The sequence below is a fragment of the Tardiphaga sp. OK246 genome (assembly GCF_900188215.1).
Taxonomy (GTDB): domain Bacteria; phylum Pseudomonadota; class Alphaproteobacteria; order Rhizobiales; family Xanthobacteraceae; genus Tardiphaga; species Tardiphaga robiniae.
Genome location: NZ_FZOX01000001.1, coordinates 1,190,113 through 1,215,109, shown reverse-complemented (window position 1 = coordinate 1,215,109; position 24,997 = coordinate 1,190,113). Strand labels below are relative to the sequence as shown.

The following is a 24,997-nucleotide window of genomic DNA, read 5'->3' as shown; positions in this document are numbered from 1 at the left end:
GTTCGCATATCCCCATTGATTTCAAGTTCAGGCAGGAATGACCGAGCGGGTCGCCACGCCACAAGAGGAAATAGACAATGACTGAAATTCGCGTTCCCACGCTCGGCGAATCCGTGACGGAAGCCACCATCGGCCGCTGGTTCAAGAAGGCCGGCGATGCCGTCGCCGTTGACGAGCCGTTGGTCGAACTCGAGACCGACAAGGTCACCATCGAAGTCCCGGCGCCCTCCGCCGGCGTGCTCGGCGAGATCGTTGCCAAGGACGGCGAGACCGTGGCCGTCGGCGCACTGCTCGGCCAGATCACCGATGGTGCCGGCGGCACCAAGCCGGCAGCAGCCCCCGCCAAGCCCGCTGCCCCGGCTCCAGCCGCTGCGCCTGCCGCTGCTGCACCTGCTCCCGCTCAGAAGTCCGCGCCCGTCGATGCGCCGCTGGCGCCGTCGGTCCGCAAGATCTCGGCCGAGAGCGGCATCGATGCCGCCACCGTCCCCGGCTCGGGCAAGGATGGCCGCGTGACCAAGGGCGACATGCTCGCTGCGATCGAAAAGGCTGCGTCGGCACCGACGCCGATCAATCAGTCTGCCGCCGCCGTGCAGGTACGTGCGCCGTCACCCGCTGACGATGCTGCCCGCGAAGAGCGTGTGAAAATGACGCGCCTGCGTCAGACCATCGCGCGTCGCCTTAAGGACGTGCAGAACACCGCAGCGATGCTGACGACCTTCAACGAGGTCGACATGACCAACGTGATGGCACTGCGCTCGCAGTACAAGGATGTGTTCGAGAAGAAGCACGGCACCAAGCTCGGCTTCATGGGCTTCTTCACCAAGGCCTGCGTGCAGGCGTTGAAGGATATTCCGGCCGTGAACGCCGAGATCGATGGCTCCGACCTGATCTACAAGAACTATTATCACGTTGGCGTTGCCGTCGGCACTGACAAGGGCCTCGTCGTTCCCGTAGTGCGCGACTGCGATACCAAGTCGATCTCCGACATCGAAAAAACCATCGCGGATTTCGGCAAGCGCGCCCGTGACGGCCAGCTCAAGATCGACGAAATGCAGGGCGGCACCTTCACCATCACCAATGGCGGCATCTACGGGTCGCTGATGTCGACGCCGATCCTGAACGCACCGCAGTCGGCCATCCTCGGCATGCACAAGATCCAGGAACGTCCGGTCGTGGTCGGCGGCAAGATCGAGATCCGCCCGATGATGTATCTGGCGGTGTCCTACGATCACCGCGTGATCGACGGCAAGGAAGCCGTGACCTTCCTCGTCCGCGTCAAAGAAAGCCTGGAAGATCCGGCCCGTCTCGTTCTGGATCTCTGACCTCTCCTTATTCACTATTATCAACCGGTAGCGGCGACGCTGCCGGTTGATGACCAAGAAGCGTTGATATCCGAAGCCTCGATACCTGAAGTCTTGGCACCTCAGCGAAGCTGGAGCAGGACATGACCGATAGCGTCGTCATCATCACTGGTGGTAGCCGGGGTATCGGCCGCGCAACGGCGCTCAAGGCGGCGGCACGCGGGTTCAAGGTCGTGGTCGGCTATGCCAGCAACGAAGCCGCTGCGAATGAAGTTGTTACGAAGATCGAAGCGACCAACGGCAAGGCCGTCGCCGTAAAATGCGATGTCGGTTCCGAGGCGGACATTCTCGCGCTGTTCAAGGCGGCTGACGCGTTCGGGCCACTCGGTGCGCTGGTCAACAATGCCGGCATTGTCGGCCCTTCCATCCGCGTCGATCAGATGACTGCCGAACGTATCGCCAACATGATGACGGTGAATGTCACCGGCAGCATTCTTTGCGCCCGCGAGGCCGTGAAGCGCATGTCGACCAAACATGGCGGCAAGGGTGGCGTCATCGTCAATCTGTCATCGGTAGCCGCCAAGCTGGGTGCGCCGAACACTTATGTCGACTATGCCGCGTCGAAAGGCGCGATCGATTCCTTCACCATCGGATTGGGACACGAAGTCGCAGCCGAAGGCATTCGCGTCGCCGGCATTCGGCCGGGGTTGATCGATACCGATATTCACGCGTCAGGCGGCGAGCCGGACCGCGCGCATCGTCTTTCCGTCAACGTGCCGATGAAGCGCGTCGGCACTGCGGATGAAGTTGCCAATGCCATCGTCTGGTTACTGTCGAACGAGGCTTCTTACGTCACATCCACCATTATCGACGTGTCCGGTGGCCGCTGAGGCTCTGACACCCCATATCATCTGAAGACAATACAGGACTGCATCATGGCTTCTTACGACCTCGTTGTTATCGGCACCGGACCCGGCGGTTATGTCTGCGCGATTCGCGCGGCGCAGCTCGGCATGAAGGTCGCCGTCGTCGAGAAGAACAGCACGCTGGGCGGCACCTGCCTGAACATCGGCTGCATGCCCTCGAAGGCTTTGCTCTATTCGTCGGAGCTTTTTGAGGAAGCCGGCCACTCCTTCGCCAAGATGGGCATCAAGGTGTCCGCCCCGACGCTTGATCTTCCAGCGCTGATGAACTTCAAGCAGCAGGGCATCGACGGCAACGTCAAGGGTGTCGAGTTCCTGATGAAGAAGAACAAGATCGACGTCGTGATGGGCACCGGCCGTGTGCTCGGCACCGGCAAGGTCGAAGTCACCGGCGCTGACGGCAAGGCCCAGACGCTGGAGACAAAGAACATCGTCATCGCTACCGGCTCTGACGTTGCGAAGCTGAAGGGCATCGAGATCGACGAGAAGCGCATCGTGTCGTCGACCGGCGCGCTGTCGCTCGACAAGGTGCCGGAGAAGATGATCGTGGTCGGCGCCGGCGTGATCGGTCTCGAACTCGGCTCGGTGTGGCGCCGCCTCGGCGCCGAAGTCACCGTGGTGGAATTCCTCGACCGCATCCTGCCCGGCATGGATGGCGAAGTCGCCAAGCAGTTCCAACGCATGCTCGAGAAGCAGGGCATGACCTTCAAGCTCGGTGCCAAGGTCACCGGTGTCGATACGTCGAGCAAGAAGCTGAAGGCGCAGATCGAGCCAGCCGCGGGCGGCGCTGCCGAGTCCATCGAAGCCGATGTGATTCTCGTGGCGATCGGACGCGTGGCTTACACCGAAGCGCTTGGCCTCAAGGAAGCTGGCGTCGAACTCGACGAGCGCGGCCGCGTCAAGATCGATCATCACTTCTCAAGCAATGTGAAGGGCGTCTACGCTATCGGCGACGTCGTCGCGGGCCCGATGCTGGCGCACAAGGCGGAAGACGAAGGCGTTGCCTGCGCCGAGATCCTTGCAGGTCAGGCTGGTCATGTGAACTATGACGTAATCCCGGGCGTCGTCTACACCACGCCGGAAGTCGCCGCCGTCGGCAAGACCGAGGAAGAGCTCAAGGCTGCCGGTATCGCTTACAATGTCGGCAAGTTCCCGTTCACGGCCAATGGCCGCTCCAAGGTCAACCAGACCACCGATGGTTTCGTGAAGATTCTCGCAGATGCGAAGACCGATCGCGTGCTCGGCGTGCATATGATCGGCCGCGAAGTCGGCGAAATGATCCATGAAGCCTGCGTGCTGATGGAATTCGGCGGTTCCGCCGAAGATCTGGCCCGCACCTGCCATGCCCATCCGACCCGCTCCGAGGCGGTGAAGGAAGCAGCATTTGCAGTAGCCAAGCGCGCTATCCATATGTGAGTCACGGCCGGCACGACGCCGGCTGGGAGACGAGCACCATGATGCGACGCGTGCTGCAGCCGCTATGGTTCTTCCTCGCCTTGATCTTCCTGATCGAAGCGTGGTTGTGGGATCATCTCGAACCGGTCGTCGCGCGCATCGTTGCAGCGATACCGCTGCGCGCTTTCAAGGAATGGCTAGCCGCGCGGATCGCGCGGCTATCGCCGATGTTGACGCTGGCCGTGTTTGTTATTCCGGCGATCCTGCTGTTTCCGTTGAAACTGGCCGGCGCCTGGCTGCTCATGCATCAGTATTGGATCAGCGCTTTCGCGCTCATCGTGTTCAGCAAGTTTCTCGGCGTCGGCGTCGCTGCGTTCATCTTCGATGTGACACGGCCGAAGCTGTTGCAGATGAACTGGTTTCGGAAGCTCTACGAATTCGTTCTCGACATCCGCCGCCGGGCCGGCGAATTGGTCGCGCCTGTGACTGCAAGAATCAAGGCGACGATGGCGATGTTCCGCTCCAATTCATCGTCGCGTTGGATGCGGCTGGTACAGCGGCTGCGTCATCGGGCGCATTCGGCGCGGTAGATCGAACGGGAGAGCAACTTGGCTGAACTGGCACGCATCCAAACTCCCTTTCTCGATATTACCTATGAACATAGCGGACCGGAGGGTGGCCTACCCGTCCTGCTGATGCATGGTTTTCCCTATGACATCAGAGGCTATGACGACGCGGTCGCCATCATCAACGCCGCCGGCTTCCGCACCATCGTGCCCTATCTGCGTGGCTATGGGCCAACGCGGTTTCTTTCCAGCGCAACCATCCGCTCGGGGCAACAGGCTGCGCTCGGACAGGATCTGCTGGAGCTGATGGACGCGCTGCGTATCGGCAAGGCCCTGGTCGCTGGTTATGACTGGGGCGGCCGCGCGGCCTGCGTCGTCTCGGCGCTATGGCCCGAACGCGTGCACGGCCTCGTCAGTTGCACTGGCTACAACATCCAGGACCTGACGAATGCGGCGCGGCCATCCGCTCCCGAGCAGGAAGCGCGACAGTGGTATCAGTATTATTTCCATACCGAACGCGGCCGCAACGGCCTGATCCAGAACCGCGACGCATTAGCCAAACTGCTCTGGAAGATGTGGTCGCCCAGCTGGGCGTTCGACGACGCCACATTCGAGCGCTCGGCGTCGGCCTTCGACAACGATGACTTCGTCGATGTGGTCGTGCATTCCTACATGCACCGTACCGGCAGTGTTGCCGGCGATCCGAATTATGCTTTTCTGGAGACCCAGCTTGCGGCGCAGCCGAAGATCGATGTCCCGACTATCGTTCTGCACGGCGCTGACGATGGCATTGGACCCGTAAAGAATTCCGAGAATCACGGCCAGTATTTTACGGGCCCTTACGAGCGCCGCGTCATCGCGGGCGTTGGCCACAATGTACCGCAGGAAGCGCCCAAGGCGTTTGCCGAAGCGGTCCTGCAGCTATGCCGGACCGCTTCGGCTTAAGTCGTTACATGAGATGAACCGCATGCGGCGCGAACAGGCCGATCGCCGTGAAGGCGACGCCGGCAACGGCCAGTGCACCTGATACCCAGGCCAGCGCGATCATGCCGGTGATGATCGTGGCCGATGCCAGCACAATGCCGATCTGGAATGCGGCGGAGGCCACTTCATAGTGATGATAACGCGCCATCGCGAGGTCGCGCGCATGCTCGGCTTCCTTGGCACGGGCGGCGAGCTGTTCGGAGCCTTCGCCGGTCTCCGGCTCGGAGCGATAACGATCCGCGGTTTTCTTCCAGTCGTCGATCTGCTTGGACAGTGCGGCCTTGGCGGCATCGTCACCCATCAGGCCGAGGCTGAGCCTGGCCTGATCTGACGTCGCCTGAACGACGGTGCGGCGGATGCTTTTGGCCTGGAAGAACGCCCAGAGGTTGGATGCCTCGACGTTCTTGCTGATAGATTCGGTTTGCGCACCCTTGCCGAGGGTTTCCGAGAACGCCAGAAACAGCGCGATCACGGCAATCAGCAGTGCAATATTCTTGTTCGAGCCGGACGCATGCTCGGCATGCTCCGCGTGCTCCATACTTTCGTGCGCACCCATCGTAATCCCCTCCGGTTGGTCGATGTGTCGATTTGACCGAACCGCGGCGACTTCGCAAGGGGCAGCTCATGACACTTCTACTACAGCTGGGGCTTGCCTGGCCTACGCTCGCGGGTGTGCGGTCTTGTAGACCTCGAACAGCCGCTCGGTGTCGATGCCGGTATAGATCTGTGTGGTCGACAGCGAGGCATGACCGAGCAATTCCTGGATCGCGCGCAGGTCACCACCGCGGGTCAGCAGATGGGTGGCAAAGGAATGGCGCAGCGCGTGCGGCGTGGCGCTGTCGGGCAGGCCGAGCGCGCCGCGCATCCGCTCCATGGTCAACTGGATGATCCGAGGGCTAAGCGGCCCGCCCCGCGCGCCGACGAACATCGGGCCATCGGCAGGGAGCGGATGCGGGCACTGCGCGGCGTAGTCGGCGATGAGCTCCAGCACATTATGCAGCACCGGCACCATACGGGTCTTGTTACCCTTGCCGTTGACGATCAGCACATCGCCCGCGCCGGGTGCCGGCACGTCGCGGCGCTTCAGGCCAAGTGCTTCGGAGATACGCAAGCCGGCCCCGTAGAGTAGCGCCATCACCGCGGCATCGCGCGCCCAGATCCACGGATCGCGATTTTCGCCCGCGCGCTCATCCGCATCGGCGAGGCGCTTGGCCGAGACCATCTGCAACGGTTTCGGCAGGCTCTTGCCGATTTTCGGCGCGCGAATCGCGGACAACGCACCGACATTGCCCTTGCCTTCGCGTTCCAGAAATCGCCCAAACGACCGCAAACCGGCCAGCGCGCGCATCAGCGAGCGGCCACCAATGTCATCGCTGCGCCGTGCCGCCATGAAGGCTCTGATATCGCTGGTTTCCAGTTTGGCGAAACGCGGTAGCGAGACGAGCGCGCCCCAGTGTTCGGCGAGAAATGTCAGAAACTGCCGGACGTCGCGCGCATAGGCTTCGAGCGTCTTTGGCGACAGCCGCCGCTCGGCGCGGAGATGTGACAGCCACCGCGTCATCTGCAGCGAGACGTCGGCATCCGCACAGATGAGGTCGATCGGCGCCGGCCCACCTGATTTGGCTTCGGCTGGTTTCTTGTCGGAAAGCTTGGCCATCGGGATGCCTTGCAGTTCGCGGTACGCGAACGGGCGGAGATTATCACACCCTGCTCGTTTCACTTTGGTGAACCGCCGGCATCGTCAATCCGGGAACCGCTTCAGGGGCTCCGCGACACCGGCCGGGAGGCCTGTTCGCGCTGCATTCATGGCCATGGCCAGGAAGGTGTAATAGCCATTGATCCCGAGCAGATCGATGACGCCCTGCTCGCCGAATTTGGCGACGGCCTTGTTCCAGGTCGGATCACTCACGCGTTTGGTGCGCTGGATTTCGATCGACATGTCGTAGGCGGCCTCTTCGTCCTCGGCCATGCCAACAGGACGCCGGCCATCGGCAATCGCATCGGCGATGTCGTTGCGCAGGCCAGCTTTGATCGCGATGTCATGATGCGCAACCCACTCATATTGCTGGGTCCATTCGCGTGCGGTGATCAGGATGATCATTTCGCTGAGCCGCGGCGCCAGCGCGCTCTTGAACCTGAGATGATCGCCCATCGCCTTGGCGCGGAGCATCACTTCCGGACTCCGAATCAGTGGCACGAAGGGACCCCGCACCTCGTAGCCACGGCCGCCGGCGAATTCTTCGGCGGCTTTCTTCTGCGCGTCGGTGTATTTGTCGGCCGGGATCGGCGGCATCCGGTCCTGTGCCCGTGCGGGGATGGCGGTAACTGACAGCACGAGAAGTGAGGCTAGAGTCCCGGCGAGCTTGTGGCGCATGATGTTTCTCCCTGCGGGTTCTTGTTCTTGTTTCATTGTCGTGGCGGCCGATCGGTCATAAGACCGGCCATCCGGCGGACACTGGTCCGGACCGCACCGCGAGCTTAGGTTAGCGGATACCCCAATTCGAGTCTGATTCCGCCGATGGACGAAGCTGCGCGCACCAAAACATCGTCTGGCGTCGTTGACGTGCTGGTGCCGGTCGCGCTGAACCAGGCTTATTCCTATCGCGTGCCCCGTGGCCTCGACCTGCAGCCCGGCGATGTCGTCAGCGTACCGCTCGGCGCCCGCGAGGTGATCGGCGTGGTCTGGGCAGAAAATGCCAATCCCGACCCCCGCCTGCACAATCGCCTGAAAGAGGTTGGCGAGAAATTCGATGTCCCCCCGCTGAAGCAGGAATTGCGCAGCCTGGTCGACTGGGTGGCGAATTACACTTTGTCCGCGCGCGGCATGGTCATGAAGATGACTCTGCGGATGGGCGAGCACCTCGGCCCGGAGCGGGTGCGCATGGGCGTCCGCCTGGTCGGCGAAGTGCCCAAGCGCATGACCTCGGCACGCGCACGGCTGATCGAGATCCTGTCGGACGGCCTGCTGCACGCGAAGTCTGAGGCAGCCAAGGAGGCCGGCGTCAGCGCAGGCGTAATCGACGGCCTCGTCGATGAAGGCACGCTTGCTATTGAAGCCATGCCCCGCGCGCTACCGCCGCCAGCGCCTGATCCCACCTTCGCCGAACCGGACTTTTCAAACGATCAGGCCGTCGCGGCCGAGGCGATGCGGACCTTCGCCGCCAAGGGGGATTTTCACGCCGCCCTGCTCGACGGCGTCACCGGCTCCGGCAAGACCGAGGTCTATTTCGAGGCGGTTGCCGAGGTGATCAGGCGCGGCGAACAGGTGCTGATCCTGATGCCCGAAATTGCGCTGACGGGGCAATTCCTGGAGCGCTTCTCAAAACGCTTCGGCGTGCGGCCGCTGGAGTGGCATTCCGAACTGACACCGCGCACCCGCGCGCGCAACTGGGCGTCGATCGCCAATGGCGAGGCCCATGTCATCGTCGGCGCCCGCTCGGCACTGTTTCTGCCCTATGCGAAACTCGGCCTGATCATCGTCGATGAAGAGCATGACCAGGCCTACAAGCAGGACGAAGGCGCGCATTACCACGCCCGTGACATGGCGGTGGTGCGCGCATCGATTGCGAAAATCCCCATCGTGCTCGCTTCTGCCACACCATCGGTCGAGTCCGAGGTCAACGCGCGCAAGGGACGCTATCAGCGCATCGCGCTGCCGTCGCGCTTTGGCGGCCAGCACATGCCGCATATCGAAGCCATCGACCTGCGCCGCGAAGGGCCGATGCGCGGCCGCTTCATCGCACCGCGCCTCGCCGAGAAAATCCAGATCGCCATCGAGCGCAAGGAACAGGCGCTGCTGTTCCTCAATCGCCGCGGCTATGCGCCGCTGACGTTATGCCGCGGCTGCGGACACCGGTTTGCCTGCACGATCTGCGATGCGTGGTTGGTCGATCATCGCTTTCGGCAGCGGTTGGTGTGCCACCACTGCGGTTTCTCGATGCACCGCCCGCATCAATGCCCGCATTGCCAGGCCGAAGAATCGCTGGTCGCCGTTGGCCCGGGCGTCGAGCGCTTGCAGGAGGAAGCGGCGAGCCTGTTCCCGGACGCGCGCACCATGGTGCTGTCGAGCGATCTTATTACGTCGATCGATGCGATGCGCACGGAGCTGGCCGAGATCGCAGAGGGCCGTGTCGATGTCATCATCGGCACGCAACTCGTGGCCAAGGGCCATAACTTCCCGCGGCTCAATCTGGTTGGCGTCATCGACGCCGATCTAGGCCTCGGCAATGGCGATCCGCGCGCCGCGGAACGCACCTATCAGATGCTCAATCAGGTCATCGGCCGCGCCGGACGTGAACAGGGCCGCGGCGTCGGCTATCTGCAGACCCATCAGCCGGAACATCCGGTGATGAAGGCGCTGATCGCAAACGACCGCGAAGCGTTTTACGCCAGCGAGATCGAGGCCCGCGAGCGCGCCGGCTATCCACCCTTCGGACGGCTGGCGAGCCTGATCATCTCAGGCGGCGACCGGCCAACCACGGAGGGCTACGCGCGCAAGCTCGCCGCCGTAGCACCGATCGACGAGCGCATCATGGTGCTCGGCCCCGCCGAAGCACCGCTCGCCGTGATCAAAGGTCGCTATCGCTTCCGACTGCTGGTGAAGTCGGCGCGCAATGTCGACCTGTCGCACTATCTCCGCGACTGGCTGGCGCACGGCCCAAAGCCTACAGGCAACCTAAAGCTCGAAGTCGATGTCGATCCGCAGAGCTTTCTTTGAGCTTCGTCATTCCGGAAGGCTCACTCTTGTGAGCGAACCTGGAATGACGGTGTGAATTGACAACGCAAAAACAAAAAAAAAGCCTGCTGTCTTTTGATGACAGCAGGCTCTTTTACTCAACGCTTACTCTACTCAATACACACACAACGCTACTGAACTTGGAAGATCAGGGACGCGACGCGTTTGTCTTGCTTACATGACTTCCGCAACGACGCGGCCGACGCCACGCCCAGTCAAACCGATCGCGCTCGCTGCGCCTTTCGACAGGTCGAGTACGCGGCCACGGATGAATGGTCCGCGATCATTGACGGTGACGACAACGCTGCGACCGCCATGGGTCACGCGCAGCTTGGTGCCGAACGGCAGCGAACGATGCGCGGCGGTCATCGCATTCTGATTGAAGCGCTGACCCGACGCAGTGCGGCTGCCGGACTCATTGCCATAATAGGACGCAACACCCGAGAAGCTGCGACCGCCGGTCGAAGGCGCGATCGACGCATTGGCATCGAACAGCGACGGCGAAGCCTTGGCGACGTGATGGTGCTTGTGGTGATGGCGATGGTGCCGGGATTTGGCCGAAGCCTCAGAAACCGTTCCCCCGAGAACAAGAGCGGCAGTCATGACAGCGATTGCCGTACGCGGCCGGGCGATAGCGCCCAGCGTCGATTTTCCGTAACGCAGCATAAGTTGTTGTCCCTCAGACAGTATTGCCACAAATGTGGCAAGTGGACCCCCGTCCCAATTTCATTGGCTGAGCGTTTGACGACGTAATGAGGCGTAAAATAGGCAACGCAATCGTTCCATGACCAGATGAAATATCTTGTGATGGAACAGAACATGCCTAATGAGCCGCTTTAATGAATTTTTAACTATTAAATATACTGCACATTACATAACTATACTGAATAGCTAAGTGATCGCCGTGCATGGATAGCATTCGATAAGTAAATGTTAAGCAGTCCGAAACGGTGACATGAAACGCGCACGCCGCGCTGCCCGCCGCGATTTCAATTGCCGACTCACCGTACTCGACGTTGCGTGATTCAAAAGAATCGGCACCGTGTACCGTCATGCGGAATAAGAAATTCCGCCTCGGAGATGGACGATGAAACACTCCGTCAGCGACCCGATTGGCGCGTCACATCTCCCTGAAATGATTCTTTGCGAGGGCCTGCGACAAGGCATCATCAAACGCTTTCGTCGCGTTGCACCAGCGCGCGGGCTATGTTAGCAAAGCCGCGATTTGAACGGGTCACGACATTTTGTTGTGACCTAAAAATCGAAGTCCCGCTTGAATTCCAAGGACTTGGATCGCTAGGCGCCACATTCAGGCGATAGTTATTCCCTTGCGAGTTTGACAGCCTGAAGAGCGCAATTCGTGGCAACACAAGATCCGTCGGTTTCGGGAATGTCCGGTCGTTATGCAACGGCTCTGTTTGAGCTGGCGCGTGACGAAAAGTCCGTCGATGCGGTGAAGGCCGATCTCGACAAATTCGCAGCGATGCTGGCCGACAGCGCCGACTTGGCGCGACTGGTTCGCAGCCCGGTGTTCTCTGCCGAGATTCAGGGCAAGGCCCTCGCTTCGGTTCTGGAGAAAGCCGGAATTACCGGCATCACCGCCAACTTCCTCAAGGTCCTCACCGCCAACCGCCGCCTGTTCGCCATTGGTGACGTGGCGCGCGGCTTCAATGCGCTGGTCGCCAAGTTTAAGGGCGAAGCTACGGCTGACGTAACCGTCGCCGAGCCGCTCAGTGACAAGAATCTCGACGCTCTCAAGACCGCGCTGAAGTCAGTGACGGGCAAGGACGTCGCGCTCAACGTGAAAGTCGATCCGTCCATCATCGGCGGGCTTGTCGTCAAGCTCGGCAGCCGCATGGTGGACAGCTCGCTTCGCACCAAACTCAACTCGATCAAGCACTCGATGAAAGAGGCAGGCTGATGGACATCCGCGCCGCAGAAATTTCCGCGATCCTCAAAGACCAGATCAAGAATTTCGGCCAGGAAGCTGAAGTTTCCGAAGTCGGACAGGTGTTGTCCGTCGGCGACGGCATTGCCCGCGTCTACGGCCTCGACAACGTCCAGGCCGGCGAAATGGTCGAATTCGAGAACGGCACCCGCGGTATGGCGCTGAACCTCGAAACCGACAACGTCGGTGTCGTTATTTTCGGCGCTGACCGCGAAATTAAGGAAGGCCAGACTGTTAAGCGCACCCGTTCGATCGTGGACGCGCCGGTTGGTAAGGGTCTGCTCGGCCGCGTGGTCGACGCGCTCGGCAATCCGATCGATGGCAAGGGTCCGATCCAGGCCGACAAGCGTATGCGCGTCGACGTCAAGGCACCGGGCATCATTCCGCGCAAGTCGGTCAACGAGCCGATGGCAACCGGCCTGAAGTCGGTCGACGCTCTGATCCCGGTCGGCCGTGGCCAGCGCGAGCTGATCATCGGTGACCGTCAGACCGGCAAGACCGCAATCGCGCTCGACACCATTCTGAACCAGAAGTCGCTGAACGTTGCTGGCGCTCCCGAGAGCCAGAAGCTGTACTGCGTGTACGTCGCCGTTGGTCAGAAGCGTTCGACCGTCGCTCAGTTCGTGAAGGTGCTCGAAGAGCAGGGCGCGATGGAATACTCCGTCGTCGTCGCCGCGACCGCTTCAGATCCGGCTCCGATGCAGTACATCGCGCCGTTCACCGGCTGCACGATCGGCGAATTCTTCCGCGACAACGGCATGCACGCCGTCATCATCTATGACGATCTCTCGAAGCAGGCTGTTGCTTACCGTCAGATGTCGCTGCTGCTGCGTCGTCCGCCGGGCCGCGAAGCTTATCCGGGCGACGTGTTCTATCTTCACTCGCGTTTGCTCGAACGCGCTGCGAAACTCAACGATTCCCAGGGCAATGGTTCGCTGACGGCGCTGCCGGTCATCGAAACCCAGGCCAACGACGTGTCCGCCTACATTCCGACCAACGTGATTTCGATCACTGACGGTCAGATCTTCCTTGAAACCGACCTGTTCTTCCAGGGCATCCGTCCTGCCGTGAACGTCGGTCTGTCCGTGTCGCGCGTCGGCTCCGCCGCGCAGACCAAGGCGATGAAGAAGGTCGCCGGCAAGATCAAGGGTGAGCTCGCGCAGTACCGCGAAATGGCGGCCTTTGCGCAGTTCGGCTCGGACCTCGACGCGTCGACCCAGCGCCTGCTGAACCGCGGCGCACGTCTGACCGAACTCCTGAAGCAGCCGCAGTTCTCGCCGCTGAAGATGGAAGAGCAGGTTTGCGTAATCTGGGCCGGCACCAACGGCTATCTCGACACTCTGCCGATCGCCAAGGTTCGGGGCTTCGAAGACGGTCTTCTGTCGCTGCTGCGCGGCAAGAACGTCGATATCCTCAACGCGATCCGCGACAGCCGCGATCTCAAGGATGACGTCGCCGCCCAGCTCAAGGCCGTCGTCGAAGGCTTCGCGAAGACCTACGCTGCTTAATACTGTCAATGAATGGCCGGCTCCTGCCGGCCATTCGCGTTGATGTCCGGCACGAGGTCGGGCGTTTCGAACGAGAGGTTCGCGATCGGCCAAACGGCCAGATCGCCGGGGTGGACTGAGAATGGCCTCACTTAAAGACATGCGCGTCCGCATCGCCTCGACCAAGGCGACGCAGAAGATCACCAAGGCGATGCAGATGGTCGCAGCGTCGAAGCTGCGTCGTGCGCAGACCGCTGCCGAAGCTGCACGTCCTTACGCCGAGAAGATGGATACCGTGATCGCCAGCATTGCCGGCGCTACAACGGCAGGCTCCGGTCCGGCGCTGCTCGTCGGCACCGGCAAGGATCAGGTTCATCTGCTGCTGGTCTGCACCGGCGAGCGTGGCCTGTGCGGCGCTTTCAATTCCTCGATCGTCCGTCTGGCGCGCGAACGCGCACTGGCGCTGATGAACCAGGGCAAGACGGTCAAATTCTTCTGCGTTGGTCGCAAGGGCTACGAGCAACTGCGCCGTAATTTCGACAAGCAGATCGTCGGTCATCTCGAATTGCGTTCGGTGCGTCAGCTTGGCTTCGTCAATGCCAACGACATCGCCAAGAAGGTTCTCGAACTCTTCAACACTGGCGAATTCGACGTCTGCACGCTGTTCTATTCGCGCTTCAAGTCGGTGATCGCGCAAATCCCGACTGCCCAGCAGATCATCCCCTTGGTAGTCGAGGCGCCTAAGGCCGATGCCGGCCCAACGCCGAGCTACGACTACGAGCCCGCCGAGGATGAGATCCTCGACGGCCTGCTGCCGCGCAATCTGGCGGTGCAGATCTTCCGCGCTCTGCTGGAGAACAACGCTTCGTTCTACGGCGCGCAGATGAGCTCGATGGACAACGCTACGCGCAACGCCGGCGACATGATCCGCAAGCAGACATTGATCTACAACCGCACCCGCCAGGCGATGATTACGAAGGAGCTGATCGAAATCATCTCCGGCGCCGAGGCGATCTAATAACAACCTTCCGGCCTCATGGGCCGCCGTTCAAGTTTCGGACTTCCGAGTCCTTGAAGTTTATGGAGAAGTTTTCATGGCCGCATCCGCCAACCAGACCGGACGTATCACCCAGGTCATCGGCGCCGTCGTCGACGTGCAGTTCGAAGGTTACCTGCCCGCAATTCTGAACGCGATCGAAACCAAGAACGGTGGCAACCGCCTGGTTCTCGAAGTCGCCCAGCATCTCGGCGAATCGACCGTCCGCACCATCGCGATGGACACCACCGAAGGTCTGGTCCGCGGTCAGGAGGTCACCGACACTGGCTCGCCGATCCAGGTTCCCGTTGGCGTCGGCACCCTCGGCCGTATCATGAACGTGATCGGCGAGCCGATCGATGAAGGCGGTCCGATCGCTTCGGAAGGCAACCGCGCTATCCATCAGGAAGCGCCGATGTATACCGAGCAGTCCACCGAGGCTGAAATTCTCGTCACCGGCATCAAGGTCGTCGATCTGCTCGCGCCTTACGCCAAGGGCGGCAAGATCGGCCTGTTCGGCGGCGCCGGCGTCGGCAAGACGGTTCTCATTCAGGAACTGATCAATAACGTCGCGAAGGCGCACGGCGGCAACTCGGTGTTCGCCGGCGTCGGCGAGCGTACCCGCGAAGGTAACGATCTCTATCACGAGTTCATCGAGTCCAAGGTGAACGCCGATCCGCACAATCCGGATCCGGCCGTGAAGTCGAAGTGCGCTCTCGTGTTCGGCCAGATGAACGAGCCTCCGGGCGCCCGCATGCGCGTTGCTCTGTCCGGTCTGACCGTCGCCGAGCACTTCCGCGATCAGGGCCAGGACGTGCTGTTCTTTATCGACAACATCTTCCGCTTCACCCAGGCCGGTTCGGAAGTGTCGGCGCTGCTCGGCCGTATTCCTTCGGCGGTGGGTTATCAGCCAACGCTCGCGACTGACATGGGCGCGCTGCAGGAGCGTATCACCACCACGCATAAGGGTTCGATCACCTCGGTGCAGGCCATCTACGTTCCGGCCGACGACTTGACCGATCCGGCGCCTGCTACCTCGTTCGCCCATTTGGACGCGACGACCGTGCTCAACCGTGCGATTTCGGAAAAGGGCATCTACCCCGCAGTGGATCCGCTCGACTCCACCTCGCGCATGCTGTCCCCGCTGATCGTCGGCCAGGAGCACTACGAGACCGCGCGTATGGTTCAGCAGGTGCTGCAGAAGTACAAGTCGCTGCAGGACATCATCGCCATTCTCGGCATGGACGAACTGTCGGAAGAGGACAAGCTGGCCGTGGCCCGCGCCCGCAAGATCGAGCGCTTCCTGTCGCAGCCGTTCTTCGTCGCTGAAATCTTCACGGGTTCGCCGGGCAAGTTCGTCGAGCTCGCCGACACCATCAAGGGTTTCCGCGCGATCTGCGAAGGCAAGTACGATCATCTGCCGGAAGCCGCCTTCTATATGGTCGGCGCGATCGAAGAAGCCGTCGAGAAGGGCAAGAAGCTGGCTGCTGAAGCGGCATAAAGTTCTTACCCTCCCCCCGCGCGAAGCAAAGCTTCGCTAGGCGGGGAGGGTCGGCGCATTTGCGCCGGGGTGGGTGTGCCACAAGCGCCTTCGCCCTTGGTTACCCCCCTCCCCAACCCTCCCCCGCAAGGGGAGGGAGCAGTCAGCGGATAACGACATGGTCACGTTCCACTTCGATCTCGTCTCACCGGAAAAGCTCGCTTTCACAGGCGAAGTCGAGCAGGTCGATATCCCGGGCGCCGAGGGTGATGTCGGCGTGATGGCCGGCCACGCACCTGTGGTGATTGCGTTGCGTCCGGGCATTATGACTGTCACCAACGGTGGCAAGCATGAGAAGATCATTGTGCTCGGCGGCCTTGCCGAAGTCTCGGACAAGGGCTTGACGGTTCTTGCTGACGTCGCAACCTCAATCGCCGAGCTGGACCGCGAAGCTTTCGCCAAGGACATCGCGGAGATGGAGGAGAAGCTGGCCGAGAAGGAAGGCTCCGCTCTGGACCGTGCCATCGAGCGTCTCGACCACTTCAAGGTCATCCAGCAGCACATCACCTCGACGGCGATGCACTAAGCGCTATAGCCCGGGTAGCGCTTCGTTTCGTCAGGGCTTGGCTTCAGACAAATTTCGCAAAACTCTCGGCCACGGCGCGATAGACCTCCCGCCGGAACGGCACCACGAGATCCGCGACGCGATCCAGCCGCTCCCAGCGCCAGGCGTCGAATTCAGGCGGTTGACCGTTGCGCGGCGTCAGCGGATCGACTTCGGCGTCGTCCCCGGTGAATTTCAGCGCAAACCACTTCTGCCGTTGCCCGCGGAACTGCGCAAAGCGATGGCTGGGGTTCTCGAACGGGATGAAGTCGTAGGTCATCCAGCCGGTCTCGCCGAGATAGTCGGCATGGCTGACGCCAGTCTCTTCCCATAATTCGCGCATCACGGCGACGCGAGGATCTTCGTCGGGATCGATACCACCCTGAGGCATCTGCCATTCCAGGCCCGGCAGGACGATCTCTGGCCCGTCATCCTTGAAACGGCGGCCGATCAGAACTTTGCCGTCGGCATTAAACAGTGCGACGCCCACATTGGGGCGATAGGGGCGGTTATCCGTCATTCCGGCGCTAGCCGTCCGCCAGACCGGCGAATTCCTTCACCACCCGCTCATAGACGGGGCGCTTGAACGGCACGATCAGCTCCGGAAGGTTCTTCATTGGCTCCCAGCGCCAATTGATGAACTCGGCCTTGTGGCCACCAGGTGGATGCGTGACGTTGATTTCCTTGTCATCGCCGGTGAAGCGTACGGCGAACCATTTCTGCCGCTGGCCACGATAGCGACCCTTCCAGGCCCGCCCGGCCACCGTGCGGGGAATGTCATAGATCAACCAGTCTGGCACTTCGCCGAGCTTCTCGACCGATTGGACGCTGGTTTCTTCGTAGAGCTCGCGCTTTGCGGCCTCCCAGGTGTCCTCACCGGGATCGACGCCGCCCTGCGGCATCTGCCAGACATGCATGTCATCGACGTGCTCGATACCGCCGGCACGTCGGCCGATAAAGACGAGCCCTCGCGGGTTGATCAGCATCATTCCGACGCAAGTTCGATAGGGCAGGTCTTCGTAGCGCGCCATTCCGTCAATGCCTCTCGCGTCCGTTCGAGCACTCTTTACGCAGCGATTCGACCTTGCTGAATCGCAGCGATTCGGCCGTGCCGAATTCACCCTAGCCCAAAGACGCTAGCTTGATTTTGATTTCAGCATCGCGGTTGTCAATGGCACCAGCATGACCCCGCGGCTTTCAAGGGTTTTCGCCCAGGCGCTGATACGTTCGATCGAGATCGGCAGCGCCGAAGCGACGCCGACAGCCACACCCCGCTCCTTGGCCAGCCCCTCAAGCCGCGCCAGCGCCTTGTCGATGTCTGCGGAGGTCGGCACCGCGTCAATGGCAACATCGGAGCGTGCGAAGGGCATGCCCTGCCCTTCGGCGGCCGCGGCGGCAACGCTGCGCGGCGTCGAGCCATCGTCGAACAATGCAAGCCCGCGTTTGCTGGCCTCACGTGCAATGGGTTGCATGGCCGTGTCGGTGGCGATGAAGCGCGCGCCCATGAAATTGGCCACGCCGACATAGCCCTGGAAGCGGCTCATATGCCACATCATGCGATCGAGGTTCTGCTCGGCTGTAGCCGAGGACAACAGCGTCTGCGGACCGGGATCGTTGTCGGGATAGTCGAACGGCTCCATCGGCAGCTGCAGCAGCACCTCGTGGCGCTGCGCACGGGCGCGTTCGACCAGCTTGCCGGGATCCGAACCATAGGGTGTGAAGCCGAGCGTCACGGCCGGCGGCAGCTTCATGATGGCATCGGTGGTCTTGGCTGCACCGACGCCGAGACCGCCAATGACGATGGAAATGCTCGGCGTCTTCATCGCCCTGGCGCGCTCGGCCTCGGAACCGGCGGCATAGGCCGTCACGGGCTTCAGTGCGCCGATGGCGATCGGCACCATACCGTGGCGAGATTTCTCCAACAGTTTCTGATCGATACCCGTCATAACCGGCGGCGGTGCATCGACCGCAGCGCTGTCCGAGCCCTCGCTGGACACCACGACGTCCTTACGAGCGCCACTGGAGCCGTCGATGATGGTAATGGTCTTCTGGCCCGGAGCCTCAGGCGCCTTGACCGTCTCGGGCGTACCGTGCTTGACCTCGACCGGTGGTTTGGCGACGACCTTCTCATTATCGGTCACGGCAGGCGCCTTGATCGCTACGCGCGCTACCGGCTCGCCGCCCATCGGGTTGTTATTGAAGATGGCAACACCGAGAAAGCCGAGCAGCAGTAGGGCAAGGATCGTGGCAAACGCCTGCGTCCCGGAAAAAGGCAGCCGGAACCGCCGCTTACGCGTCGATTTTTGTCCAAGCGGGGCGCTTAGATCGTCCGCCGACACTGCCATGAATCTCCCGAATCAGCCGACCGGACAATAACACGCCCGGTCGTGGCCACGGCAGCCGGAAGGACATCGGATCCCTTTGGGAGGATTCCAACAAAAAGGGCGACCCGAAGGCCGCCCTGTCCGCAGAATTGATGCGTACTCGCCGATCAGTTCGGCTTGGCGGCCGGCTTATCGTCTGCTGGCTTGTCCGCAGCAGCAGCGGCTCCCGGCGGCGGCGTGATGATTGCGTTCGACGTCACCTTGATGCCATGGAGCAAATCGGCAGCGGCCTTCAGCGCCTTGTCATTCTTGGCATCCGGCGGCACATAGGACTGCGAACCGGTCTTCTCGTCGCCATCATTCTTCAGATGGCCACGGAGCGAAGCCTCGCCCTTGATGTCGCGGGACTTCAGCTCATCCGGCACGTCCTGCACGATCTCGATGTCCGGGACGATGCCCTTGGCCTGGATCGACTTGCCCGACGGCGTGAAGTAACGCGCCGTGGTCAGACGCAGCGCACCGTTGCCGGAGCCCAGCGGGATGATGGTCTGCACCGAGCCCTTACCGAACGAGCGCGTACCGATCGTGGTCGCACGCTTGTGATCCTGCAGCGCGCCGGCGACGATTTCCGATGCCGAAGCCGAACCGCCATTGATCAGCACGACCACCGGCTTGCCCTTGGTCAGATCGCCTGCATGCGCCGTGCGGCGCTGGGTTTCTTCAGCGTTACGACCGCGGGTCGAGACGATCTCGCCACGCTCGAGGAACGCGTCGGAAACGGTGACGGCTTCTTCAAGCAGACCGCCCGGATTGTTGCGGAGGTCGATGATATAGCCCTTGACCTTGTCCGCGCCGATTGCCGCGGTTTGGGCCGCGATCTCACGCTTCAGGCCTTCTGTGGTCTGCTCGTTGAAGGTCGTGATGCGGATGTAAGCGATATCGTCGCTTTCAACGCGAGCACGCACCGAGCGAACACGGATGTTGTCGCGCACGAGGGTGACATCGAGCGGATTGTCCTGGCCCTTACGGATGATCTTGAGCTTGATCTTGGTATTGACCGGGCCACGCATCTTCTCGACGGCCTGGTTCAGGGTGAGACCCTGCACGGCTTCCTCGTCGAGGCTGGTGATGATGTCGTTGGCCATGATACCGGCCTTCGATGCCGGGGTATCGTCGATCGGTGACACCACCTTGATCAGGCCGTCTTCCATGGTGACTTCAATGCCGAGGCCACCGAACTCACCGCGGGTCTGCACCTGCATGTCGCGGAAGCTCTTGGCGTCCATGTAGCTGGAATGCGGATCGAGACCGGTGAGCATGCCGGAGATCGCCGACTCGACCAGCTTGCTGTCGTCGGGCTTCTCGACATAGTCGCTGCGGACGCGCTCAAACACGTCGCCGAACAGGTTGAGCTGGCGGTAGGTATCCGAGGTCGCTGCGCGGGCACTGGTGCCCATGAACACGGCGCGTGGCTGAGTCACGAAGAGCGTCAAGGCGGCGCCAGTGGCAGCACTCAGCAGAATTATGGAAGTCTTGCGCATCATCCGCGAACCTTTTCGCCTTCGTTAGCGGCCCACCATGGGCCTGGATCAATGGGAGTCCCGTCTTTCCGGAACTCGATATAAAGCACAGGCTGGCTGGCATTGGCCGCAAGGACGGATGCTACCCGGGATGTTGATCCCATGACAGCGATCGGTTCCCCGGTAAGGACGAACTGACCAATGTTCACCGAAATACGCTCCATCCCGGCGATCAAGACATGATACCCGCCCCCGGCATTGAGGATCAAGAGTTGTCCATAGCTACGGAACGGACCGGAATAAACAACCCAGCCGTCACACGGTGTTGTGACCTGCGCACCCGCCCGTGCGGCCAGTGACATGCCCTTTTCGACGCCACCCACGCCGTCGGAACCGCCGAAATTGCGAATTTTAACCCCGTTGACCGGAAGTGCGAGCATGCCCTTTGCCGACGCAAAGGCGATCGCCGGACTGAGCCGGCCGGGATCCTTGAAGGCGCCGATATTTGGCTTGCCGTTGCTGAGCGCCGCCGGCGTGCCCTGCAGACTGGCTGTGGCCGCTGCCTTCGCCGCCGCCTTGGAGTCCTGCTCCATCTTCGCGATCAGGCCCTGCAGACTGTCGACCTGACGGGACAACGTCAGCGCGCGCGCGGCTTCCGCTTCCATGTCCTTTTCCGCAGCCAACTGCTGCTTCTGGCGCTCCTCGGTAAAGGACGCGAGGCGTGTCTGTTCTTCCTTCAGCTTGTCGCGATCGCCGGCAAGCTGATCGCGCTCGGTCGAGATCGCCTTGCGCAAATTCACGAGTTCGCTGAGGTCAGCCACCAGTTGCTCGGCGCGCGCGCGCATCTCGGGCACAACGGAGCCGAGCAACATCGCGGTGCGCAGCGACTTCAGCGCATCTTCGGGACGCACCAGCAAAGCCGGCGGCGCACGGCGGCCGGCGCGCTGCAAGGCGGACAACACTTCGACGATTTCGCCGCGGCGCGATTCCAGCGTGCCGCGGATCTTCTGCTCGCGCGCATCCAGCGGCCGCAATCGTACTTCGGCATCGTCGATCCGGGTTTCGACGCTGCGGACGCGGGCGGCAATATCGATGAGCTGCTGACTGAGCTTGCCGCGATCCTGTCCGATCGCCGCGATATCGGCTTTCAATTTCGCCTGCAGCTCCGCAGCGCTCTTCTGCTGCGCGCGGACCGCTTCAAGCTCCTGTTCGCGTTGACGAATGATATCGGGTGACGGCGCATTCGCTTGCTGGATCGGCGCAGCGGTTTGCGCACGGACTGACGTCGTCATCAAACCTGCAAGAGTCGCTGATACCAGCATCATGGACAACGACGATGCGTTCGACATCCCGCGGCGAACGGCGTCGTGTTCAGATGGAATGGACCGCGGTGATAGCATCGTGGTTTCGACAGCGCCTTCTTTCAAACGCGATACGCTCAATATAGCGAGCTAAACGCGGTGATACGGGTGGCCAGCTAAAATTGTAGCGGCCCGGTAAATCTGTTCCAGAAGCATGACGCGAACCATTTGATGCGGCCAGGTCGCCGAGCCGAATGCAATGCTCAGTTTGGCTTTGCGCCGCAATTCGGGCGAAAGTCCGTCCGCCCCGCCGATGACAAAAACATTATGTGGCACCGATTCGTCCCGCCACTTCCCGATATGGCGAGCAAAACTGGCGCTGTCGACGCTGCTGCCACGCTCGTCGAGCGCTACTAATACAGCCTTTTCCGGAATCAGCGCCGAAATCGCCGCTGCTTCCTCATTGATCCGGGTCGCCGCATCGCGTGCGCGGCTTTCCGAAATTTCATGAATCGCAAGGCCGCGAAAACCGAGCTTGCGGCCAATATCGTCGAAGCGATCACGGTACCGTTCCGCGAGCTCGCGTTCCGGACCCTGCTTGAGCTTGCCGATGGAGATCACAAGAAGATGCATCAGCACAGACTAGCACGCGTCGCGCCGTTGCCGAATGGCCGCTGGCTCAAACAGCCTTCAGGTCGATCCGCGGTTCATCCGACGGACTCTGCGTCCACAGACGTTCCAGATTGTAGAATTCGCGAACTTCAGGCCGGAAGACATGCAGGATGACTTCGCCGGTATCGATCAGCACCCAATCGCAATTGGACAGGCCTTCGACATGCAGCTTCTTCTGACCGGCTTCCTTGAGACCTTTGGCGACATTTTCGGCCACCGCGCCGACATGGCGGTTTGACCGGCCGGTGGTCACGACCATGTAATCGGAGAAAGCCGACTTGCCACGCAGGTCGATGGTCACCGTTTCCTCGGCCTTCATGTCGTCAAGGCGGGCGAGAACTAGATTGAGCGTTTCGGTCGCGCTATCGCGCACCGCCGCAGCTGATTTCTTCGCCTTGGGCGAAGCAATCTTCTTCGGAATGACAGCCTTCGGTGCAGCTTTTGCCGCAGCAGGTGTCTTAGCTGCAGCCTTCGGCTTTGCGGTTTTGGTTGCGGCAGCCTTTTTAGGCGCGGCAGCCTTCTTTACCGAAGCGGACTTCTTGGGTGGGACAACCTTGGACGAGGCTTTCTTGGCACCCGTCTTGGACAATACAGAAGTGGCCAGAGGACCATTCCTTTCACTGTATTGGGACGCCGAATCCGACGCCCGGTGAGATCAAGTATGCATGTGGGAATGCCGGATTCAATATTCCAGCGCCCGCCCTATAGCACTTATCGGGCGAGTGTTGTGGAATTACGTCTTCCAGCTGCCATCCGGGTTCCGCAGCCGGGTGGAGGACAGATTCAGCTTCAAACCGGTCAAAAATACCCACGCGGGGGGCTTCAGGTCGGCCAATGACCCAGCGTCCTGCTCCGGTATCCGGTAACGGCCGAGGGCCTGGGCGGCGGTCGATGCCAGTCCCTGGAAGCTCTGCGGCGGTCGGTCGATGACCGCAAAGGGAACCTCTCCGGCAATCACCTGCCAGCTCTCCCAGCGATGAAACTGGGCGAGATTGTCGGCACCCATAATCCAGACAAATCGTGCTTGCGAACATCGACGTCGGAGATAGCTGATGGTGTCGACGGTATAACGCGTACCGATGACACTCTCGAGACAGGTGATATCGATGCGCGGGTGATCGGCCATCGCCTTCGCAGCCGCCGCGCGCTCGGCGAGATCGTGCAGATTGCGTTGATCCTTCAGCGGATTGCCCGGAGACACCAGCCACCAGACGCGATCCAGCTGCAGCCGTTTCATCGCGAACAGGCTGATAGCCCGATGCGCGGCATGCGGCGGATTGAACGATCCGCCAAGCAGACCGATCCGCATCCCGGGACTATGTGGCGGTATGCCCTGCGCCGGCGGGACTGAATGCAAATCCAATTCAGTCTCCACGCGCCGAAACGCACATGATCACGGCCGGGTCTGTCCGGTGCCGTGAATGCGATATTTGAAACTGGTGAGCTGCTCGGCGCCGACCGGGCCGCGCGCATGGAATTTGCCGGTGGCGATTCCGATTTCGGCACCGAAGCCGAATTCACCGCCATCGGCAAACTGCGTCGAGGCGTTATGCAGTACAATCGCCGAATCCACTTCGTTGAGAAACTTCGTGGCCACCGCGACGTCCTCGGTGACGATCGCATCGGTGTGATGCGAACCGTGATCGCGAATATGCGCGAGCGCATCATCGACACCATCGACGACCCTGGCCGAGATGATCGCGTCTTCGTATTCGGTGTCCCAGTCCTCGTCCGTTGCAGGCTTGACGCGCGCATTGGCCTGCTGCACGGCGGCATCGCCGCGCACCTCGCAGCCGGCATCGATCAGCATTTCCACCAACGGCTTGAGATGCGTGCCCGCCACCGCGCGGTCGATCAGCAGCGTTTCCGTCGCGCCGCAGACACCGGGACGGCGCATCTTCGCATTCAGCACGATCGACTTCGCCATATCGAGCTTCGCGGTACGATCGACATAGGTGTGATTGACGCCTTCGAGATGCGCAAATACCGGCACCCGCGCTTCGGCCTCGACACGCGCGACCAGGCTCTTGCCGCCGCGCGGCACGATCACATCGACGCCGCCATTGAGGCCGGTGAGCAGCAAGCCAACCGCCGCACGATCGCGCGTCGGCACAAGCGTAATCGCGGCCTCAGGCAGACCGGCTTCACGCAGGCCCTGCACCAGACATTCATGAATTGCACGACAGGAGCGGAAACTGTCCGAGCCGCCGCGCAGGATCACGGCATTTCCGGACTTCAGACACAGCACGCCGGCATCCGCCGCGACATTCGGACGGCTCTCGAAAATCACCGCAACGACGCCGAGCGGCACCCGCACGCGCTCGATGGTCATGCCATTCGGCCGCTGCCAGCTCTCGGTGACGGCGCCGACGGGATCGGCGATGTCATGGATGACGCGGATGCCATCCGCCATCGCGTGCACGCGCGCCTCGGTCAGGGTCAGCCTATCGATAAAGGCCGATGTGGCGCCATTGGCGCGCACCTCGGCGACATCCTCGGCATTGGCCGCCAGAATCGCAGGCGCACCGGCACGGATCGCGCGCTCCATGGCCGCAAGCGCCCGGTTCTTCTGTTCCGTTGGGGCCACCGCCAACGCACGCGCAGCCGCACGGGCGCTCCGGGCGAGGTCGTTCATCAGGACAGGCAGATCAGCCGATCCGTCGATGGCTTTCAGCGAGGCGGTCATGGCGGGCTCAAATGGGCGGAATGGGAATTCACGAC

Annotated in this window: 24 protein-coding genes; 11 read left to right on the top strand and 13 right to left on the bottom strand. The window is 61.6% G+C overall.

Going from position 1 to position 24,997, the window contains the following annotated elements:
• Positions 1-77: 77 nt before the first annotated feature.
• The 5 genes from odhB (at position 78) to CHC01_RS05895 (ending at position 5,130) form a co-directional block, all read left to right on the top strand.
• A complete protein-coding gene (odhB, locus tag CHC01_RS05915) occupies positions 78-1,322 on the top strand; it encodes a 2-oxoglutarate dehydrogenase complex dihydrolipoyllysine-residue succinyltransferase (RefSeq protein WP_089263260.1) in 1,245 nt (414 codons plus the stop codon).
• A 122-nt stretch (positions 1,323-1,444) separates the two neighbouring features.
• Positions 1,445-2,191 carry an SDR family oxidoreductase gene (locus tag CHC01_RS05910; RefSeq protein ID WP_089263259.1) on the top strand — a complete coding sequence of 249 codons (747 nt, stop codon included), beginning with the start codon at positions 1,445-1,447 and terminating at the stop codon, positions 2,189-2,191.
• A 45-nt stretch (positions 2,192-2,236) separates the two neighbouring features.
• On the top strand, positions 2,237-3,640 hold the full coding sequence (gene lpdA / locus CHC01_RS05905; protein WP_089263257.1) for a dihydrolipoyl dehydrogenase: 1,404 nt from the start codon (positions 2,237-2,239) through the stop codon (positions 3,638-3,640).
• Between the two features lie 38 nt (positions 3,641-3,678).
• The gene (locus CHC01_RS05900) at positions 3,679-4,209 is read left to right on the top strand and encodes a hypothetical protein (protein WP_089263684.1); all 531 of its coding nucleotides are present in this window, start codon (positions 3,679-3,681) and stop codon (positions 4,207-4,209) included.
• 27 nt (positions 4,210-4,236) lie between these two features.
• Positions 4,237-5,130 (top strand): alpha/beta fold hydrolase, encoded by an 894-nt coding sequence (locus CHC01_RS05895; protein ID WP_089263683.1) that lies wholly within the window; start codon positions 4,237-4,239, stop codon positions 5,128-5,130.
• Between the two features lie 4 nt (positions 5,131-5,134).
• On the opposite strand, the gene CHC01_RS05890 is transcribed toward CHC01_RS05895, so the two are convergent.
• The 3 genes from CHC01_RS05890 to CHC01_RS05880 all read right to left on the bottom strand — a co-directional run bounded on the left by CHC01_RS05890 (position 5,135) and on the right by CHC01_RS05880 (position 7,543).
• Entirely contained in the window at positions 5,135-5,725 is a 591-nt protein-coding gene (locus CHC01_RS05890) for a DUF4337 domain-containing protein (protein ID WP_089263255.1), read from the bottom strand.
• Positions 5,726-5,827: 102 nt separating this feature from the next.
• A complete protein-coding gene (locus CHC01_RS05885) occupies positions 5,828-6,826 on the bottom strand; it encodes a tyrosine recombinase XerC (RefSeq protein WP_089263253.1) in 999 nt (332 codons plus the stop codon).
• Positions 6,827-6,910: 84 nt separating this feature from the next.
• Complete coding sequence (locus CHC01_RS05880; RefSeq protein WP_176454504.1) at positions 6,911-7,543, bottom strand: carboxymuconolactone decarboxylase family protein; 633 nt, start codon at positions 7,541-7,543, stop codon at positions 6,911-6,913.
• Positions 7,544-7,687: 144 nt separating this feature from the next.
• Here CHC01_RS05880 and CHC01_RS05875 point away from each other — a divergent pair, with 144 nt between their 5' ends.
• On the top strand, positions 7,688-9,886 hold the full coding sequence (locus CHC01_RS05875) for a primosomal protein N' (RefSeq protein WP_089263251.1): 2,199 nt from the start codon (positions 7,688-7,690) through the stop codon (positions 9,884-9,886).
• Positions 9,887-10,078: 192 nt separating this feature from the next.
• On the opposite strand, the gene CHC01_RS05870 is transcribed toward CHC01_RS05875, so the two are convergent.
• Positions 10,079-10,570, bottom strand: coding sequence for a septal ring lytic transglycosylase RlpA family protein (locus tag CHC01_RS05870; protein ID WP_089263249.1), 492 nt, complete (start codon positions 10,568-10,570; stop codon positions 10,079-10,081).
• 694 nt (positions 10,571-11,264) lie between these two features.
• Here CHC01_RS05870 and CHC01_RS05865 point away from each other — a divergent pair.
• The 5 genes from CHC01_RS05865 to CHC01_RS05845 all read left to right on the top strand — a co-directional run bounded on the left by CHC01_RS05865 (position 11,265) and on the right by CHC01_RS05845 (position 16,441).
• The gene (locus CHC01_RS05865; protein WP_089263247.1) at positions 11,265-11,825 is read left to right on the top strand and encodes a F0F1 ATP synthase subunit delta; all 561 of its coding nucleotides are present in this window, start codon (positions 11,265-11,267) and stop codon (positions 11,823-11,825) included.
• On the top strand, positions 11,825-13,360 hold the full coding sequence (atpA, locus tag CHC01_RS05860; RefSeq protein ID WP_089263245.1) for a F0F1 ATP synthase subunit alpha: 1,536 nt from the start codon (positions 11,825-11,827) through the stop codon (positions 13,358-13,360). Before CHC01_RS05865 ends, atpA begins: the two co-directional genes overlap by 1 nt.
• Positions 13,361-13,481: 121 nt before the next feature.
• Positions 13,482-14,357 (top strand): F0F1 ATP synthase subunit gamma, encoded by an 876-nt coding sequence (locus tag CHC01_RS05855; protein ID WP_068730146.1) that lies wholly within the window; start codon positions 13,482-13,484, stop codon positions 14,355-14,357.
• Between the two features lie 76 nt (positions 14,358-14,433).
• On the top strand, positions 14,434-15,876 hold the full coding sequence (gene atpD / locus CHC01_RS05850; RefSeq protein ID WP_089263243.1) for a F0F1 ATP synthase subunit beta: 1,443 nt from the start codon (positions 14,434-14,436) through the stop codon (positions 15,874-15,876).
• Positions 15,877-16,033: 157 nt separating this feature from the next.
• The gene (locus CHC01_RS05845) at positions 16,034-16,441 is read left to right on the top strand and encodes a F0F1 ATP synthase subunit epsilon (RefSeq protein ID WP_089263241.1); all 408 of its coding nucleotides are present in this window, start codon (positions 16,034-16,036) and stop codon (positions 16,439-16,441) included.
• A 43-nt stretch (positions 16,442-16,484) separates the two neighbouring features.
• Here the strand turns inward: CHC01_RS05845 and CHC01_RS05840 are convergent, their stop codons facing one another.
• The 9 genes from CHC01_RS05840 to CHC01_RS05800 form a co-directional block, all read right to left on the bottom strand.
• The gene (locus tag CHC01_RS05840) at positions 16,485-16,979 is read right to left on the bottom strand and encodes an RNA pyrophosphohydrolase (protein WP_089263239.1); all 495 of its coding nucleotides are present in this window, start codon (positions 16,977-16,979) and stop codon (positions 16,485-16,487) included.
• Positions 16,980-16,986: 7 nt separating this feature from the next.
• Positions 16,987-17,490, bottom strand: a complete 504-nt coding sequence (locus CHC01_RS05835; protein ID WP_089263237.1) for an RNA pyrophosphohydrolase — start codon at positions 17,488-17,490, stop codon at positions 16,987-16,989.
• A gap of 105 nt (positions 17,491-17,595) precedes the next feature.
• A complete protein-coding gene (locus CHC01_RS05830; RefSeq protein ID WP_089263235.1) occupies positions 17,596-18,804 on the bottom strand; it encodes a divergent polysaccharide deacetylase family protein in 1,209 nt (402 codons plus the stop codon).
• A gap of 146 nt (positions 18,805-18,950) precedes the next feature.
• Complete coding sequence (locus CHC01_RS05825) at positions 18,951-20,327, bottom strand: S41 family peptidase (RefSeq protein WP_089263233.1); 1,377 nt, start codon at positions 20,325-20,327, stop codon at positions 18,951-18,953.
• Complete coding sequence (locus CHC01_RS05820; RefSeq protein WP_502695630.1) at positions 20,324-21,628, bottom strand: murein hydrolase activator EnvC family protein; 1,305 nt, start codon at positions 21,626-21,628, stop codon at positions 20,324-20,326. Before CHC01_RS05820 ends, CHC01_RS05825 begins: the two co-directional genes overlap by 4 nt.
• Before the next feature lie 126 nt (positions 21,629-21,754).
• Positions 21,755-22,237 (bottom strand): 23S rRNA (pseudouridine(1915)-N(3))-methyltransferase RlmH, encoded by a 483-nt coding sequence (gene rlmH, locus CHC01_RS05815; protein ID WP_089263230.1) that lies wholly within the window; start codon positions 22,235-22,237, stop codon positions 21,755-21,757.
• A 46-nt stretch (positions 22,238-22,283) separates the two neighbouring features.
• Positions 22,284-22,685, bottom strand: coding sequence for a ribosome silencing factor (gene rsfS, locus CHC01_RS32930; protein WP_420882365.1), 402 nt, complete (start codon positions 22,683-22,685; stop codon positions 22,284-22,286).
• A 324-nt stretch (positions 22,686-23,009) separates the two neighbouring features.
• Positions 23,010-23,639 carry a nicotinate-nucleotide adenylyltransferase gene (locus tag CHC01_RS05805; protein WP_256461223.1) on the bottom strand — a complete coding sequence of 210 codons (630 nt, stop codon included), beginning with the start codon at positions 23,637-23,639 and terminating at the stop codon, positions 23,010-23,012.
• Positions 23,640-23,669: 30 nt separating this feature from the next.
• Positions 23,670-24,962 carry a glutamate-5-semialdehyde dehydrogenase gene (locus tag CHC01_RS05800; RefSeq protein ID WP_089263226.1) on the bottom strand — a complete coding sequence of 431 codons (1,293 nt, stop codon included), beginning with the start codon at positions 24,960-24,962 and terminating at the stop codon, positions 23,670-23,672.
• Positions 24,963-24,997: the final 35 nt, after the last annotated feature.